The 15,882-nt window shown below is 70.8% G+C and carries 8 protein-coding genes and 1 pseudogene; 6 read left to right on the forward strand and 3 right to left on the reverse strand.

Translation table 11 applies throughout. The features are described from left to right. Window positions 1-152: 152 nt before the first annotated feature. The 3 genes from AB0H52_RS21560 (at window position 153) to AB0H52_RS21570 (ending at window position 2,605) form a co-directional block, all read left to right on the forward strand. On the forward strand, window positions 153-1,811 hold the full coding sequence (locus AB0H52_RS21560; RefSeq protein WP_357949525.1) for a sodium:solute symporter family protein: 1,659 nt from the start codon (window positions 153-155) through the stop codon (window positions 1,809-1,811). Window positions 1,812-1,826: 15 nt separating this feature from the next. Beyond that, window positions 1,827-2,135 carry a hypothetical protein gene (locus tag AB0H52_RS21565; RefSeq protein WP_357949528.1) on the forward strand — a complete coding sequence of 103 codons (309 nt, stop codon included), beginning with the start codon at window positions 1,827-1,829 and terminating at the stop codon, window positions 2,133-2,135. Between the two features lie 83 nt (window positions 2,136-2,218). Further along, on the forward strand, window positions 2,219-2,605 hold the full coding sequence (locus AB0H52_RS21570) for a hypothetical protein (protein WP_151490012.1): 387 nt from the start codon (window positions 2,219-2,221) through the stop codon (window positions 2,603-2,605). 122 nt (window positions 2,606-2,727) lie between these two features. Here the strand turns inward: AB0H52_RS21570 and AB0H52_RS21575 are convergent, their stop codons facing one another. Further along, on the reverse strand, window positions 2,728-4,482 hold the full coding sequence (locus AB0H52_RS21575) for a glycoside hydrolase family 6 protein (RefSeq protein ID WP_357949531.1): 1,755 nt from the start codon (window positions 4,480-4,482) through the stop codon (window positions 2,728-2,730). A gap of 612 nt (window positions 4,483-5,094) precedes the next feature. On the opposite strand from AB0H52_RS21575, the gene AB0H52_RS21580 reads away from it, so the two are divergent. Both AB0H52_RS21580 and AB0H52_RS21585 read left to right on the forward strand, forming a co-directional pair. Beyond that, window positions 5,095-6,228 carry a hypothetical protein gene (locus AB0H52_RS21580; RefSeq protein WP_357949534.1) on the forward strand — a complete coding sequence of 378 codons (1,134 nt, stop codon included), beginning with the start codon at window positions 5,095-5,097 and terminating at the stop codon, window positions 6,226-6,228. A 1-nt stretch (window position 6,229) separates the two neighbouring features. Next, complete coding sequence (locus tag AB0H52_RS21585) at window positions 6,230-6,934, forward strand: class F sortase (protein ID WP_151492694.1); 705 nt, start codon at window positions 6,230-6,232, stop codon at window positions 6,932-6,934. A gap of 70 nt (window positions 6,935-7,004) precedes the next feature. Here the strand turns inward: AB0H52_RS21585 and AB0H52_RS21590 are convergent, their stop codons facing one another. Beyond that, window positions 7,005-12,086: an NAD-glutamate dehydrogenase gene (locus tag AB0H52_RS21590; RefSeq protein WP_151492695.1), complete on the reverse strand. Its 5,082-nt coding sequence runs from the start codon at window positions 12,084-12,086 to the stop codon at window positions 7,005-7,007. A gap of 290 nt (window positions 12,087-12,376) precedes the next feature. On the opposite strand from AB0H52_RS21590, the gene AB0H52_RS21595 reads away from it, so the two are divergent. Continuing rightward, the gene (locus AB0H52_RS21595) at window positions 12,377-14,344 is read left to right on the forward strand and encodes a penicillin-binding transpeptidase domain-containing protein (RefSeq protein WP_357949539.1); all 1,968 of its coding nucleotides are present in this window, start codon (window positions 12,377-12,379) and stop codon (window positions 14,342-14,344) included. Window positions 14,345-14,907: 563 nt separating this feature from the next. Here AB0H52_RS21595 and AB0H52_RS21600 read toward each other — a convergent pair. After that, window positions 14,908-15,873: pseudogene (locus tag AB0H52_RS21600) on the reverse strand (arginase family protein); the annotation flags it as partial. Window positions 15,874-15,882: the final 9 nt, after the last annotated feature.

The following is a 15,882-nucleotide window of genomic DNA, read 5'->3' on the forward strand; positions in this document are numbered from 1 at the left end:
GGGCGCCCTTCGGCGTGCGGTCGCGGGTCGCGAGACCGCCCGAGCGGGCCGGAACACAACCGGAACCGCCGTGCAGGCGTGAAACCGCGCGTACCGGGGTAATAGGGCGCGCGCATCGAACCGGTGCCAGCGTCGGGACGAGGGGTGACGGGATGGACGGCGGCGGTCTTCGGCTCAACATGAACGGGCTGGACTACCTGATTCTGGCGCTGTACTTCGTCACCGTCCTCGGGGTGGGCTTCGCGGCCCGACGGGCGATCCGGACCAGCGTCGACTTCTTCCTCTCCGGCCGGTCCCTCCCGGCCTGGGTGACCGGTCTCGCCTTCGTCTCGGCGAACCTGGGCGCCCTGGAGATCATCGGCATGGCCGCGAACGGCGCCCAGTACGGCGTGATGACGGTCCACTACTACTGGATCGGCGCGGTGCCGGCGATGGTGTTCCTGGGCATCGTGATGATGCCCTTCTACTACGGCTCCAAGGTCCGCAGCGTGCCGGAGTACCTGCGGCTGCGGTTCAACCGCCCCACGCACCTGCTCAACGCGCTCAGCTTCGCCGTCGCCCAGGTGCTGATCGCCGGCGTGAACCTCTACGCGCTGGCCCTGGTGATGCAGGCGCTGCTCGGCTGGCCGCTCTGGACCGCGGTCGTCGTCGGCGCGGCGATCGTGCTGGCGTACATCACCATCGGTGGTCTGTCCGGGGCGATCTACAACGAGGTGCTCCAGTTCTTCGTCATCCTGGCGGGACTCATCCCGGTCACCGTGATCGGCCTGGTCAAGGTCGGTGGGGTGAACGGCCTGATGGACGCGGTGCGGGACTCCAAGCTCGGCGAGGCGGGCCTGCACGCCTGGCAGGACACCGGCAGCACCGCCAACCCGCTGGGTGCGCAGTGGATCGGTATCGTCTTCGGCCTCGGTTTCGTGCTGTCGTTCGGCTACTGGACGACGAACTTCGCCGAGGTGCAGCGCGCCCTCTCGGCGAAGAACATGAGCGCCGCCCGGCGTACGCCGATCATCGCCGCGTACCCGAAGCTGTTCATCCCCCTGGTCACGATCATCCCGGGCCTGGTGGCCCTGGTGACGGTCAAGGGCCTGGGCGCGGAGAGCGGCGACCTGCAGTACAACAACGCAATCCCGCTGCTGATGCGTGATCTGCTCCCCAACGGCGTGCTCGGGGTGGCGGTCACCGGCCTGCTCGCCTCGTTCATGGCCGGCATGGCGGCCAACGTGAGCGGCTTCAACACCGTCTTCACCTACGACATCTGGCAGGCGTACCTGCGTCCCGGCCGGTCGGACGAGTACTACCTGCGGATCGGTCGGTGGGCGACGGTCGCCGCCGTGGTGGTCGGGATCGGCACCGCGTTCATCGCGGCCGGCTTCAGCAACATCATGAACTACATCCAGGCGCTCTTCTCGCTGTTCAACGCGCCGCTGTTCGCCACCTTCATCATCGGCATGTTCTGGAAGCGGATGAGCGCCCTCGCCGGCTTCTGGTCGCTGCTGCTGGGCACCCTGGCGTCGCTGGCCACCTACCTGCTCTACAAGGGCGGTGTCATCGACTTCAACTCCGACCTGGAGGAGAGCTTCTGGGGGGCCGGCATCGCGTTCGTCACCGTGGCGGTGGTCGCCGTGATCATGACCCCGCTCACCGCGCCCAAGCGCGACGAGGAACTGCGTGGCCTGGTGTACGGGCTGGGCGGCGTCGACCTGAAGGGCGACGTGCTCGCCGGGGACGCCGTCTGGTACCGCTCCCCCCTTCTGCTCGGCGTGATCGCGGTCGCGCTGGCCGCTCTCTTCTACATCCCGGTCTTCTAGGAAAGGAGTCGGCAGATGAGCAACGACGGCCAGCCGGCGCAGGATCCGCTGATCGACGAGACGCAGGCGGAGCAGCGTCGTTCCGCGGCCGCCCGCTTGTTCGACATCCGTCGGGTGATCGGGGGCCTCTTCGTGGCGTACGGGATCATCGTGACGTTGATCGGCATCTTCGACAGCCGGGCCGAGATCGACAAGGCAGAGGGGGTGCGGATCAACCTGTGGGCGGGTTTGGTGATGCTCGCCTTCGGGCTGTTCATGCTGCTCTGGCAGTGGTTGCGCCCGGCGGAACCGCCGCCGCCGAACGAGCAGCAGCCCGGTGCCTGATCGACCGACCCGCGCGCATGGCGGCCCTCGCACCGGGTAGCCGAGGGGGATAGGGCAACGCGCCGGACACAGGAGGCGACACCATGACCGATCGCGACCGCCGACCGCCGCTGGAGGAGAGCCCGGAGATGGCCGCCGCGGCGGACGACGACAGCACCGTCCCGCAGCTGCGCGGCGGGGGCGGGCCCGACCGGGACACCCCGGGCTTCGCCGAGCCCCGCAATCGGCCGCCGGACCTCGCGCCGGACACCGATGAACTGATCGGCGACCCGTACGCCGCGGGCACCGGGGCGACCGGGACGGGCACCGGGGCCGGCGGGGACAACATCCGTACCGGCGCCGAGCAGCCGTGGGAGCCGGAGGATCTGGTGATGGCCCGCGGGCAGGACCTCACGCCGGAGAACCTGGACAAGGCCCGCCGCGACCTGGCCGAGCAGGGTCGGGCGGCGATCGAGCGCACGGTGCCCTGATCCGCGCGTGACAAGGGGGGTCCCCGACCCGACCGTCACGGTCGGGTCGGGGACCCGGGGGAACCTGCCGCCGGCAGTGCCTCACCTACTGCCGGCGGCGGGTGGGTGCGGGAGCGATCCGGTCAGAGCGCCGGGTACGCGTTGCGCATCAGCTCCTGGAACTGCGCGGAGAACCACGCACCCGAGATCGGCGCGTTGGCGAGCGCTCCGGACGGGTTGTTGCCGTTGCGGGCGTTGCCGCCGTACGTCGGGTCGCACATCCGGTCGAAGCCCTTGCCCTCGGTGTTCGGGATCTCCTTGCTGGAGCCGTCCGACTCACCCGGGGGCTTCACCCAGACGTAGGCGTCGATGCCCGGCTCCGGGTTCGCCCGGGGCCGCTCGCCGATGCCCGCGCCGGACTGGTTGCACCAGTTGCCGAGGTGGATCCGGCGGTCGATGCGGCCACCGTTGACGTAGGTGTCGACGCTGGTCGTCGCACCCGGGCCGGTGGGCCGGGCGGAGCCGCCCCAACCGTTGCGGGAGGTGTCGATCAGCATGCCGATGTTGGAGTTGAAGCCGACCGAGACCAGCTTGTCGCGGAACGCCTGGGCGAACGACAGCTCGTCGACGTAGAAGTTCCAGTCGACCCACTTGGACTGCCGCACCGTCTGACCGTTGACCGTGTCGGTGACCTTGAAGTACGGCTCACGCAGGGCCGAGTAGTTGGCGGTGTTGGTGATGAAGCCGTGCACGTTGTTGACCGTGCTGCCGGAGGCGACCGCGGCGGTCTTCAGGATGTCGGCGGTCGGGCCGAAGTTGGTGTCCCAGCCGAGCCAGCCATGGTGGCCAGCGTCGATGTAGTTGTAGACGTTGCCGATCGCGCCCAGCTTGGCCAGGGCGTAGCCGACACCGTTGACGTACGCGCCGTTGGCCTTGACCGTGTCGCACATCGCCGTGCCGCCGGCCTGGCCGGAGGTGTTGGTGATCAGGTTGGGCAGCGAGTCGATCTCGATGACGTTGATGATCCGCAGGTTGCGGTACTTCGCGTCGCTCTGGATCGCGGCGATCGGGTCGATGTACTCGGCCTTGTAGCGAGGCAGCTCGTTCGGACCCAGCTCTCCGTTGGAAGCGAGCGCGGAGCAGTCCCGACCCGGCAGGTTGTAGATCACGAACTGGATGTACCCGGCGCCCTGGCGCAGCGCCTCGTCCAGGTGGTCGCGTACCCCGAAGGCGCCGTTGGAGCTGCTGTCCGGGGTGCCGTTGATGGCGGCGATCCGGTCCAGCCAGACGGCGGTGGGGTTGTTGGAGACGCGACTTCCGCCGGTCTCGGCGTCGGCCTTGGCCTTCCACTCCGGGTTGACGTAGCCGCGCGCTCCGGCGTACGGGTTGTCCACCTTCGTCCCCGTCGGGGGCGGGGTGGTGGTGGGCGGCGGGTCGGTCGGAGGGGGTGTGGTGGTCGGCGGGGTGGTGCCACCGTTGCAGGCCACCCCGTTGAGGGTGAATGAGGTCGGCTTCGGGTTGCTGCCGCTCCACGCGCCGTTGAAGCCGATGCTCGTGGACGCGCCGGTGGCGAGGCTGCCGTTGTAGGACAGGCTCCGGGCGGTGACCTGGCTGCCGGACTGCGTGAACTCGGCCGACCAGCCCTGCTGCACCCGCTGGCTGGAGTTGGGGAAGGTCCAGCCCAGGGTCCAGCCGTTGAGCGGGTCGCCGACGTTCTTGATGGTGATGCTCGCGGTGAAGCCGCCGGGCCAGTCGTTGCTCGTGTATGCGACGTCGCACTGCGTGGCGGCCTGCGCCGCCGTGACGGGAATCGTCACCAGCCCGCCGGCGACCAGGGCACCCGCGCCGGCGAGCGCGAGGGCCCGGCGTGGGCCGGACAGCCTTCTCCACACATTCATGCCACTGATCTCCTTGGGCGAGACCGGGCCCAGGTACGGCCCGGCGGGACGGCCCGGTGGGCGTCCTGCACGGACGGCCGCCGGCGCCAACGGGATTCTTCGGGGGTGCCCGACCCGGACGGGCGATGGTGGTGGTGGGGTGATCGACCGGCACGCGGCCGGGCGGTCGGCGGCAGGACGCCGTCCGGTGAACCGGATGCCCTCGGCTGCCTGCCTGCGCGGTGTGGCTCCCCGAACCGCGTGCGCCGATTCTTGCATGGGAGCGCTTCCATGGCAATGACTCGATGCGTCGGGCCACGGGAATCCGCCTCAGACTCGGACGATACCCCCCGAGTGAGGCCGGGCGGCACGAGCGGATCAGTCCCGGCACTACCGGGTGGCAGCGGAGGGTTGAACACGGGAGGCGCACAACACCGTGGGCCACCCGCAAGGGCTCGACGCATCCGAGACGACACGGCACGCCGTGAAAGCCGCGTAGCACCCCTTCACCTCTTACCAGCATCAAAGGTCAAAACGCGAATCTTTCCCTTCATAGGTCATGAAACCGTCTAACGTCGGTCTTAGCTCGGTTGTCGCCGGGCTCAGGACAACAGGGATGGAGTGACGCAGGTCATGGCTAAGAAGATGCTCGGGAAGGTCGTTGCGGGCGCCGCGCTCGGCGGCGCGTCGCTCCTGGTGTTCGCGCCGGGAATCGCGTTCGCAGATGGGCACCACGACGGCGGCAAGGACCATGACGGCAAGGTGTACGCCAAGCCGCACGTCGTCAAGGCTGGCGACGAGGTCAAGCTCCTCGAGATCTGCCCGGATCGGCAGGAGCACGCGTACGTGTGGTCCAAGGTCACCGGCAAGGTCGAGCTCAAGCCGGCGGACGACCGGGGCGAGGACCGCGGCGAGTGGCGCGAGGAGGAGAACTCCGGCCACGACGACAAGGGCAAGGACGAGCACGGCAAGGACGAGCACGGCAAGGACGACAAGGGCAAGGACGAGCACGGCAAGGACGACAAGGGCAAGGACGAGCACGGCAAGGACGAGCACGGCAAGGACCACGAGGGCAAGGACGAGAACGGCAGGGGCGAGAACGGCAGGGGCGAGAACGGCGAGGAGACGCCGCAGCCCGCCGACGGCGAACAGCCCGGTGGTCAGGGCGGCGGCGCTGCCGCCGACGCCAACGCCGACGCCGACGAGGACAGCAAGGACTGGAAGGGCGAGGAGCACGGCCAGGACGCGGAGGACAGCCGCGACGAGAAGGGCCACGAGGACAAGAAGGGCTGGGAGTCCAAGAGCCCCGAGGAGTACAGCTCCGACGAACGCGGCTCCGACGAGTACGGCTCGGACAAGGGCTGGGAGTCCAAGGACCGCGACGAGTACGGCTCCGACGAACGCGGCTCCGACGAGTACGGCTCGGACAAGGGCTGGGAGTCCAAGGACCGCGACGAGTACGGCTCCGACGAGCGCGGTGACTACGGCAAGGACGAGGACCGCTGGGACGACGAGCGGGAGTTCGTCTACTACGGCGAGGCCAAGGTCGACAAGGACGCGAAGCCGGGTCGCTACGAGCTCAAGGGCTCCTGCGGCGAGGGTGAGCTGGTCGTGCTGCCGCACGGCGGTGTCGACGGTGGTGACGGTGGCGTGAGCACCGGCACCGACCGTGGCCTGGCCACCGGCGGGGCGAGCCTGCTCGGCGCTGCCGCGCTGGGTGGGATCGTGCTGATGCGTCGTCGGCGGACCGATGGTTCGCTCGTCTGACGTGACGGCGACACCGGCCGGCGGCCGTCACGGGAAACCGTGGCGTGCCGCCGGCGCGGCCGTCGTCGTCACCCTCGCCATGATCGGGGCCGGCATGATCGGCGCGGCCCTGAAGACCACGTCCGCTCCCCGCCCACCGCAGCCGCTGTCCCAGGCCGGCCCCGAGGTCACCGGACCGGCGGTCACCGCCACCGACGTTCCGCCGCTCGATGGCGCACCCGTCGCGCAGGGGGACGCGCCACCCGGACTGGCGCGCTCCACCCCCACCAGCATCGAGATCCCCCGGATCGGCGTCGACGCGACGATCATGTCGCTGGGCACCAACCCGGACGGCACCGTCCAGGTCCCCCCGCTGGAGCAGGCCGACCAGGCCGGCTGGTACGAGCCGGGGGCGAGCCCCGGCGAGACCGGCAACGCGGTCATCGTCGGGCACGTGGACTCGGCGAAGCTGGGCCCGGCCGTCTTCTTCGACCTCGGCGCCCTCACGCCCGGTGACACGATCACCGTACGGCGGGCCGACGGTCAACCGGCGACCTTCCAGGTCGACTCGGTGCGGTCGTACCCGAAAACGTCCTTCCCCACCGAGGTGGTGTACGGGCCGAACGACCGGCCCGGCCTGCGGGTGGTCACCTGCGGCGGACAGTTCGACGAGGCCGCCAGGAGCTACCGCGACAACGTGGTCGTCTTCGCCACCCTGGTGGCGTGACCGGCCCACACGAACGCGGTCCGGCCGGCCGGGGTGACCCGACCGGCCGGACCGCGTCCGGCGTACCGACTCAGGCGGCGGCGGAGGTCCGCACCAGGGTGCGGATCTGGCGCAGCAGCACGGACAGGGCGGCGAGATCCGCCCGCGACTCGTCGAACTCACCCATCGCCCGTCGGGCGCGGTGGATCGACGTGGCGTTCGACTGCTCCCACTGCCGCACCCGCTCGTGCGGCGGCACATCCTCCGCGGTCGAACCGAGCACCTCGGCGGTGAGCGCGGCCAGCGCGGCGTACAGGTCGTAGCGCAACGCCATCCGGGCGAGAGTCTGCCAGCGGTCCTCCCTCGGCAGCAGGGAGATCTTCGACAGCAGCGAGTCCACCCGGAACAGGTCGGAGAGCACGAAGTAGACCGACGCCACCTCGCCGACGTCCCGGCCGCTGCGCGTGGTGGTCTCCACCACGTCCAGCAGGCCGAAGCTGTACATCAGTCGGGTCGCCCGTTCCGCCAGCTCACGGGGCAGCCCCCGCTCGGTCATCGAGTCCATGTGCGCCCCGATGGCCTGCCGTTCGCTGCCGTAGAACAGCTCCTCCAGCCCTGGCAGCAGCTGGGCCACGCCGTCCCGCAGGCGGGCGATCTCGGTGGGCACGTCGATCGGCGAGCGCCGGTTGGTCACCAGCCAGCGCACCGCGCGGTCCAGCAGTCGGCGAGTGTCCAGGTAGACGCTGGTCTGCAACTCCGGAGAGACCTTGTTGTCCAGCGCCTCGACCGCGTCCCAGAGGTCACGCAGCCCGAACACCTCGCGGACCACCACGTACGCCCGGATCACGTCGGCCGCGCTGGCCGCGGTCTCCTCGACGACCCGGAAGATGAACGAGATGCCACCCCGGTTGATCGCCTCGTTGACCAGCACGGTCGTGACGATGTCCCGGCGCAGCCGGTGGCGGCCCATCCGGTCGGCGAACCGCTCGCGCATCGGCGTCGGGAAGTAGTTGACCAGCACCTCGGTCGTCCACTCCTCGTCGGCCAACCCCTCGGTGAGGATCTCCCGCTCCAGGACGATCTTCACGTACGCGAGCAGCACCGCGAACTCCGGCGCGGTCAGCCCGGACTCGCCGCGGACCGCCAGTTCCTCGTCCGGCGGCAGCGCCTCCAGTGCCCGGTCCAACGCACCCGAACGCTCCAGCTCGTTGATCATGCGGCGGTGCACCGGGAGCAGCGAGGCGGCCTGGGCCTGGGCGTTGTTGATCGCCCGAGCCTGGTCGTAGTTGTCCCGCAGCACCAGCTCCGCGACCTCGTCGGTCATCCCGGCCAGCAGCTCGTCCCGCTCCGCCGTGGTCAGCTCGCCGTCGGCGACCGCGGTGTTCAGCAAGATCTTGATGTTCACCTCGTGGTCGGAGGTGTCCACACCGGCCGCGTTGTCGATGAAGTCGGTGTAGATCCGGCCGCCGGTCAACGCGTACTCGATCCGGCCGAGCTGCGTCCAACCCAGGTTTCCGCCCTCACCGGCCACCCGGCAGCGCAGGCTGCGCCCGTCCACCCGGATCGCGTCGTTGGACTTGTCGCCCACCTCGGCGTTGGTCTGGGTCGACGCCTTGACGTAGGTGCCGATGCCACCGTTCCAGAACAGGTCCACCGGCGCGGTGACGATCGCCTTCATCAGGTCCTGCGGCGACATCTGCGTGACGTCGTCGTCCAGGCCGATCGCCGCCCGGACCTGCGGCGTGATCGGGATCGACTTGGCGGTACGCGCGAAGATGCCGCCGCCGGCCGAGATCAGCTCCGGGTTGTAGTCCTCCCAGGAGGAACGGGGCAGGTCGAACAGCCGTCGCCGCTCCGCGTACGAGGTGGCCGCATCCGGCTCCGGGTCCAGGAAGATGTGCCGGTGGTCGAACGCGGCCACCAGCCGGATGTGCTCGGAGAGCAGCATCCCGTTGCCGAACACGTCGCCGGACATGTCGCCGACGCCGACCACCGTGAAGTCCTCGGTCTGGGTGTCCAGACCCAGCTCCCGGAAGTGCCGCTTCACCGACTCCCAGGCGCCCCGGGCGGTGATGCCCATCTTCTTGTGGTCGTAGCCGGCGGAACCACCGGAGGCGAACGCGTCACCGAGCCAGAAGTGGTGCGCCGTGGAGATCTCGTTGGCGATGTCGGAGAACGTCGCGGTGCCCTTGTCGGCCGCCACCACCAGGTACGGGTCGTCCGCGTCGTGCCGGACCACGTCCTCGGGCGGCACGATCTGCCCGCTGACGATGTTGTCGGTGACGTCCAGCATCGCGCCGACGAACTCCTGGTAGCAGGCGACCGCCTCGTCCCGGTCGCCCGGCTTCTGCTTGAGCACGAAGCCGCCCTTGGCGCCCACCGGCACGATCACGGTGTTCTTCACCATCTGCGCCTTGACCAGGCCCAGCACCTCGGTACGGAAGTCCTCGCGACGGTCGGACCAGCGCAACCCGCCCCGGGCCACCGGCCCGAACCGCAGGTGCACGCCCTCGAAGCGGGGCGAGTACACGAAGATCTCGAACTTCGGCCGCGGCGCCGGCAGGTCCGGAATGGCCTGCGGGTCGAGCTTGAACGCCACGTACGCCTTCGGCCGCCCGTCGGCGCGCTTCTGGTAGAAGCTCGTGCGCAGGGTCGCCTCGATCAGCGTCAGGTACGAGCGCAGGATCCGGTCCTGGTCGAGGCTGGCCACGTCGTCCAGCGCGCCCCGGATCGTCTCCACCAGCTCGCCGCTGCGCTGCTGACGCTGCTCGGGGCTGAGGTCGCCCGGCGCGAACCGGGTCTCGAACAGCTCCACCAGCAGACTCGCCAGCTTCGGGTACGCGACGAAGGTCTGCTCCATGTAGTCCTGCGAGAAGACCGTGCCGGCCTGCCGCAGATACTTCGCGTACGCCCGCAGCACCACCACCTGCCGCCAGGTCAGGCCGCCGCGCAGCACCAGCTCGTTGAACCGGTCCACCTCGGCCTCACCGCGCCACGCCGCCGCGAAGGCGTTCTCCACGTGCGGGCGCACCTCGGCCAGCTCGTGGTGCCCCTCGGGCAGCATCAGGCCGAAGTCGTACAGGTAGACCCGACCGTCGATCCGGTCCACCTCGTACGGGTGCTCGTCGACCACCCGCACGCCGAGTGAGTGCAGCACCGGCAGCACGGCGGAGAGCATCATCGGCTCGCCGTACCGGTAGACCTTGAACCGGACGTTCATCGTCTCGGCCAGGTCCGCACCGGGCATCCGGGTGCCCGGCCGGGGCGCGAGCTGCTTGCGGAACAGGTGCATCTCCAGCTGGCCGGGCTCCTCCAGCAGCTCCAGCTTGGCCAGGTCCTTCATCGCCTCGTACGGCGTGTGCCCGTCCTTGTAGCCCTCCGGGAACGCGTCGGCGTACCGGGCGAACAGGTGCTTGGCCTGCTCGTCGCCGAGCTTGCGCTCCAGCACCAGCCGGTAGTCGTCGTCCCAGAGCCGGGTCGCGTCGGCCAGCTCCTCGGCCAGCAGGTCGGCGTCGATGTCGCCGGGCGGCCGGGTGGGATCGGTGCGGACGATGAAGTGGATCCGGGCGAGCATCGACTCGGTGACCCGGGTGGTGTAGTCCACCCCGACACCGTTCAGCTCACGCAGCAGGATGTCCTGCATGCGCAGCCGGTTCTGCGTGGTGAACCGGTCCCGGGGCAGGTAGATGAGGCAGGAGATGAACCGCCCGTACGCGTCCCGGCGCAGGAACACCCGCAGCTGCCGCCGCCCCGCCATCCGCAGCACACCGACCACCGCGTGGTACAGGTCGTCGGTCTTGATCTGGAACAGCTCGTCGCGCGGGTAGGTCTCCAGGATCTGGATCAGATCCTTGCCGGAGTGGCTGCGCTGGCTCAGGCCGGAGCGGTCCAGGACCTCGGCGACCTTACGGCGCACCACCGGAAGCTCGCGCACGCTGGTGCGGTACGCGGCGGTGGAGAACAGACCCAGGAAGCGCCGTTCGCCGATCACGTCACCGGCGGAGTTGAAGATCTTGAAGCCGATGTAGTCCAGGTACGCCGAGCGGTGCACGGTGGCCCGCGAGTTGGCCTTGGTGATGATGAGCAGGCGCTTTTCCAGCACCTTCTCGTGTGCCTCGGGTGTCATGGACGACAGCGACCGGGCCTCCGGCGAATCGGAGCGCAGGATGCCCAGACCGGTGCCGAGCACCGCTTCGAGGGCCTTGCCGTCGACCGGGTCCGCGGCGTTCCCGCCGGGAGCGTCGACCAACCGGTACTCGCGGTAGCCGAGGAAGGTGAAGTGGTCGTGGGCGAGCCACCGCAGCAGCTCCACCGAGTCGGTGATGTCCTTCTCCGGCACCGGCGGACGGTCGTCGGAGGTGCGGGCCGAGGCCAGCTCGTCGGCGAGCGCGAGGGCGCGCTGACGCATCTTCGGCCAGTCCTCCACCGCCTCGCGGACGTCGGTGAGCACCCGCTGCAGCTCGCGGCGCAGCCGGTCCCGCTCGGCCGCGTCCCGGACCGGGTCGATCTCGATCCGCATCCAGCTCTCGATGATGTCGCCGGCGATCGCGTCGTCCGGCTCCACGTCGGCGGAGACCTCGGTGAGCCGACCCAACGGCTCCCGCCGCACCACCACCAGCGGGTGCACCAGCAGGTGCACATCCAGGTGGTACGAGTTGAGCAGCGCGGTCACCGAGTCGACCAGGAACGGCATGTCGTCGGTGACGATCTCGACGACCGTGTGGTGCTGGTCCGCGTACGGTTCGTGGATCCGCAGCTTCAGCTCGCCGGGCACCCGTTGTTGAGCGAGGTCCCGGTGTGCCCGGGCCGCGTCGAGCATCTCTTCCGCCGTGAAGCCGACCAGCTCCTCGTCCGGGGCGAACCGCCAGAAACGACCCACCAGGGTCGCCGCGTCGTGGTCGTCCCCGGCGAGTGCGACGGCCTGGGCTACCAGGCGCTCCGCATTCGGTACCGGTTCGTCGAGCTCGGCGTCCTCCACGTCGTCGGCCAACGCCTCGGTCGGCAGGCCCAGATCGTAGATGGTGTCGATGCTCGCCCCGGTGAGGCCGGTGACGCCCGTGTCGAGTCGGCCGTAGCCGTCCCCGTCGGTCGCGGAATCGAAGCTGTCGTCGTCCCGGCCGGAGTCATCCTGCCGGAGGTCGGGTTCCGGTTTGATCGCCGGACGCCGGTCCATCGGTGCCACTCCCCTCGACCCACCGCGTTGTGGGTCACTCTGCCGCCCAGCCTAGGCCCTGACGTTCTTCGCCTTTGTCGGCGGACCACTGGCCGGACGTCCGGATCGGGACTTTGTCCTTTCACCCGTTGCGGGTCCGAGGTTGGCCGGATGCGGGATACCCCGCCGCGCGATGTTCATCACACCGGCACCCACCCTCTTTCCGCACGTCCGGCCACATGAGGGGACGTTGGGGACAGGGTTCTCGTACTACCGTGCAGGGCAGCCCGAGATCGGAAGGACCTCGCGTCATGCTCCTGTCGTACCCCCGGCCCCACCGACCGAACCCCGCCCGGCGGCGGGTCGCCGCCGTCACGGCGGCGCTCCTCACCGCCGGCGTCCTGGCCGCCTGCTCGGGCGACGACGGCCCGGAGCGCAGCGTCGACGCCTTCCTGGCCGGCTGGCGCAGCGGTGACCTCCAGGCGGTCGGGCTGGTGGGCCCGACGGGCGGCAAGCTGCCGGCCGCCGAGGTGAGCCGCGAGATCAAGGAACTCTCCGGCGAGCTGGCGGGCAGCCCGCCCAAGCTGACCCGCCGCGGCGAACCGAAGGTCACCAAGGACATCGCGACCGCGACGGTCCAGGTGGAGTGGACCCTGCCCGGTCAGACCCGCTGGGCGTACGACCGCGAGGTGCGGCTCGCCCAGGGCGACGACGACCAGTGGCAGGTGATCTGGGAGCCCCGGGTCCTGCACGAGCAGCTCACCAAGGGTGACCGGCTGGGGTTGCGCCGCGACGCCGCTCCCCGCGCCGGGGTGCTGGACGCCGCCGGGCAGCCGATCGTCGCCCCTCGCCCGGTGATCCGGGTGGGGGTGCAGCCCGACGGGGTCGCCGACATCAAGAAGCTGGTCAAGGACCTCGACGCGGCCTTCAAGGCGATCCGTCCGGCGCTGGTCCCGGCGGTCGACCTGGCGGACCTGCCCGAACGGGTGGCCAAGGCCGAGCCGGGTGCCTTCGTCGAGGTGGTGACGCTGCGCGAGGAGGCGTACCGCCAGATCAAGCCACGGATCGACGACCTGCCCGGCACCACGTTCATCTCCGCCAAGCTTGACCTGGCTCCGACCCGGGAGTTCGCCCGCGCGCTGCTCGGTTCGGTCGATCAGGCGCAGGCCGACGATTTGGCCGCGCACCCCGACCGGTACGCGGTCGGTGACCTGGTCGGCCACGGCGGACTGCAGGGCCGCTACGACGACCGTCTGCGCGGCACCCCCGGGTTGACCGTGGTCGTCGAGCGTCCCGCCGAGGGCGGCACGTTGGAGGCCACCGGCACCGAACTGTTCCGCCGGGAGCCCCAGCCGGGGCAGGCGCTGAAGACCACCCTGGACGTGGCCGCCCAGAACGCCGCCGACGAGGCGCTGCGCGCCGAGACCCGCCGGTCCTCGCTGGTGGCGGTACGGATCAGCGACGGCGCTGTCCTCGCCGCCGCGAACGGCCCCGGCCCGGCCGGCGAGAACCTGGCGTTCAACGCCCAGGTCCCTCCGGGTTCGACGTTCAAGATGGTCAGCGCGCTCGGCCTGCTGGACCGGGGCGCGGTCACCCTCGACGGGCCGGTGGACTGCAAGAAGACGGCCACCGTCGACGGCCGGTCCTTCAAGAACTCGGACAACTTCGAGCTCGGCTCGGTGCCGTTCCGCACCGACTTCGCCAAGTCCTGCAACACCGCGTTCGCCACGTTGGCGCCGAAGCTGGGCGGCGACGGGCTGGCCGCCGCCGGCCGGTCGCTGGGCCTGGAGGGTCAGTGGGATCTCGGCACCGACGCCTTCACCGGCAAGGTGTCGACGGGCGGCAGCCCGGCCGAGCAGGCCGCGGCCTCGTTCGGTCAGGGCACCACACTGGTCAGTCCGGTGGCCATGGCCGGTGCCACGGCGGCCGTCGCCCGGGGCCGGTTCGAGCAGCCGAAGCTGCTGGTCGACCCCGCGCCGGCCAAGCCGGCCGCGGCCGGCGAGCAACTCAAGCCGGAGTCCGTCTCGGCGCTGCGCACCATGATGCGCGAGGTGGTGACCGCCGGCACCGGCACCGCCCTCAAGGACGTGCCGGGCGGCGAGGTGTACGGCAAGACCGGCACCGCCGAGTACGACAACGACCCGGCCCACACGCACGCCTGGTTCGTCGGCTGGCGGGGTGACGTCGCGTTCGCCGTGTTCGTGGAGAAGGGCGGCGCCAGCGCCGCCTCGGCCGTCCCGATCGCCGAGCGCTTCCTCCGCGCCCTCCCCAACCCCTGACGCCCCTCCCCGCCCCGCCCCTCCCTGCCCCGCCCCTCCCCGCCCCTCCCTGCCCCGCCCCTCCCTGCCCCGCCCCTCCCTGCCCCGCCCTGCCCCGCCCCTCCCCGGTGATCAAGAGGTTTGCGTCAGAATCCGGCGCGGATGTGACGCAAACTTCTTGATCACCCGGGCGGGGTGGGGCGTCAGGCTGGTTCGGTTCTGGGGTGGTCGGTGGGGTTCGCATTGGTGGGGGCCGGTCGGCGGAGCAGGCCCGGGCCGGCCGATGCGGGCGGGCCGACCGGTTCTGGTTCCGCCCCCACCGGCTCGGCAGGAGCCATACCCGAGACGCCGGCCGGCTCGGCGGCGGCCGGCCTCAGGACGGCCGGCTCGGCGGCGGCCGGTCCGAGGAGGCTGAGCGGTTCCGGTTGGGCCGGGACGGGCACGCCGCGGCTCAGCCGACCCGCCACCTCGGCGCCGTTGCGCTCGACCGGGTGCACACCGGTGGGCTCGGGCACCTCGTGCTGCTCCTCGTCGTCCACCTCGGGACGCGGTGACCCGGGGACGAGCGTGGGTCGACTGGGGCCGCGGCGGGGGGCGGGCGCCGGACGGGGCGACAGCAGCCGGGGCGGTACGGCCTCCGGGGCGGTGACCGGGGCCAAGCCCGCGACCACGGTGTTGACGATCTCGGCGGCGTACGAGCCGTCCGGGTCGTAGTCGGGGTCGAAGACGGTCAGCTCGACGCCGAGGCAGTGCGGGGTGTCGACCAGGCCGGCGAGCAGGATCTCCAGCTCGGCGAAGGCGATCCCACCCGGGTCGGGGGCGTCCACGGCGGGCATCACCGCCGGGTCGAGCACGTCCACGTCGATGTGCACCCAGTAGCCCGCGCAGTCGGCGAGCTGCTCGTGCGCCCACTGGGCCGTCCGGGCGGCACCCTCGGCGCGCAGCGCCGGCACCGGCCGGGTGGTGATTCCCGCCGCCTGGAGGTCGAGCCGGTACTCGTCCTGCGCCCGGATGCCGAGCACCACCACGTCGATGTCACGGAAGTAGGGACGGCGCCCCTCCAGTGCCGCCAGGTCGGCCTGCCCGCGCCCGGTGACCAGGGCCAGATCCTCGCCGGCGGCCGCGCCCACGTAGGAGGCGTTGCCGGGGTGCCGGAAGTCGGAGTGCCCGTCCACGAAGACCAGACCGATGCGCCCGCCGACCGCCTCGCCGAGCCGGTGCATGGCCAGCGCGGAGCCGAGCAGCACCGAGCAGTCGCCGCCCAGCACCACCGGGAACTCACCCCGGTCGATGATCGAGCCGATCCGTTCGGCGAGGGCGAGGGAGTAGTCGGCGATCTCCCGGGCGTGGCACACCCCGTCGCCGGGCCGCCAGTCGCCCGGGTCGTACCGGGGTGGGGTGAGGCAGCCGGCGTCGCGGGCGCGCAGCCGGGCCAGCAGGTCGTGGTCGCGCAGCGCTCCGGGTGCCTTCGCGCAGCCCGGGACCGACGTGGGCGTCGGCGGCCGCAGACCGAGATTTGTCGGCGCGTCGAGGACGGCGATCCGGCGCATCGTGAGCTC

The sequence above is a fragment of the Micromonospora sp. NPDC050695 genome, from assembly GCF_040654415.1.
Classification (GTDB): domain Bacteria; phylum Actinomycetota; class Actinomycetes; order Mycobacteriales; family Micromonosporaceae; genus Micromonospora.

Bases quoted from the DNA above. Each gene is read 5' to 3' on its own strand.
- AB0H52_RS21565 (WP_357949528.1), top strand. From the start codon at position 1,827: ATGAGCAACGACGGCCAGCCGGCGCAGGATCCGCTGATCGACGAGACG.
- AB0H52_RS21560 (WP_357949525.1), top strand. From the start codon at position 153: ATGGACGGCGGCGGTCTTCGGCTCAACATGAACGGGCTGGACTACCTG.
- AB0H52_RS21590 (WP_151492695.1), bottom strand. From the start codon at position 12,086: ATGGACCGGCGTCCGGCGATCAAACCGGAACCCGACCTCCGGCAGGAT.
- AB0H52_RS21580 (WP_357949534.1), top strand. From the start codon at position 5,095: ATGGCTAAGAAGATGCTCGGGAAGGTCGTTGCGGGCGCCGCGCTCGGC.
- AB0H52_RS21575 (WP_357949531.1), bottom strand. From the start codon at position 4,482: ATGAATGTGTGGAGAAGGCTGTCCGGCCCACGCCGGGCCCTCGCGCTC.
- AB0H52_RS21570 (WP_151490012.1), top strand. From the start codon at position 2,219: ATGACCGATCGCGACCGCCGACCGCCGCTGGAGGAGAGCCCGGAGATG.
- AB0H52_RS21595 (WP_357949539.1), top strand. From the start codon at position 12,377: ATGCTCCTGTCGTACCCCCGGCCCCACCGACCGAACCCCGCCCGGCGG.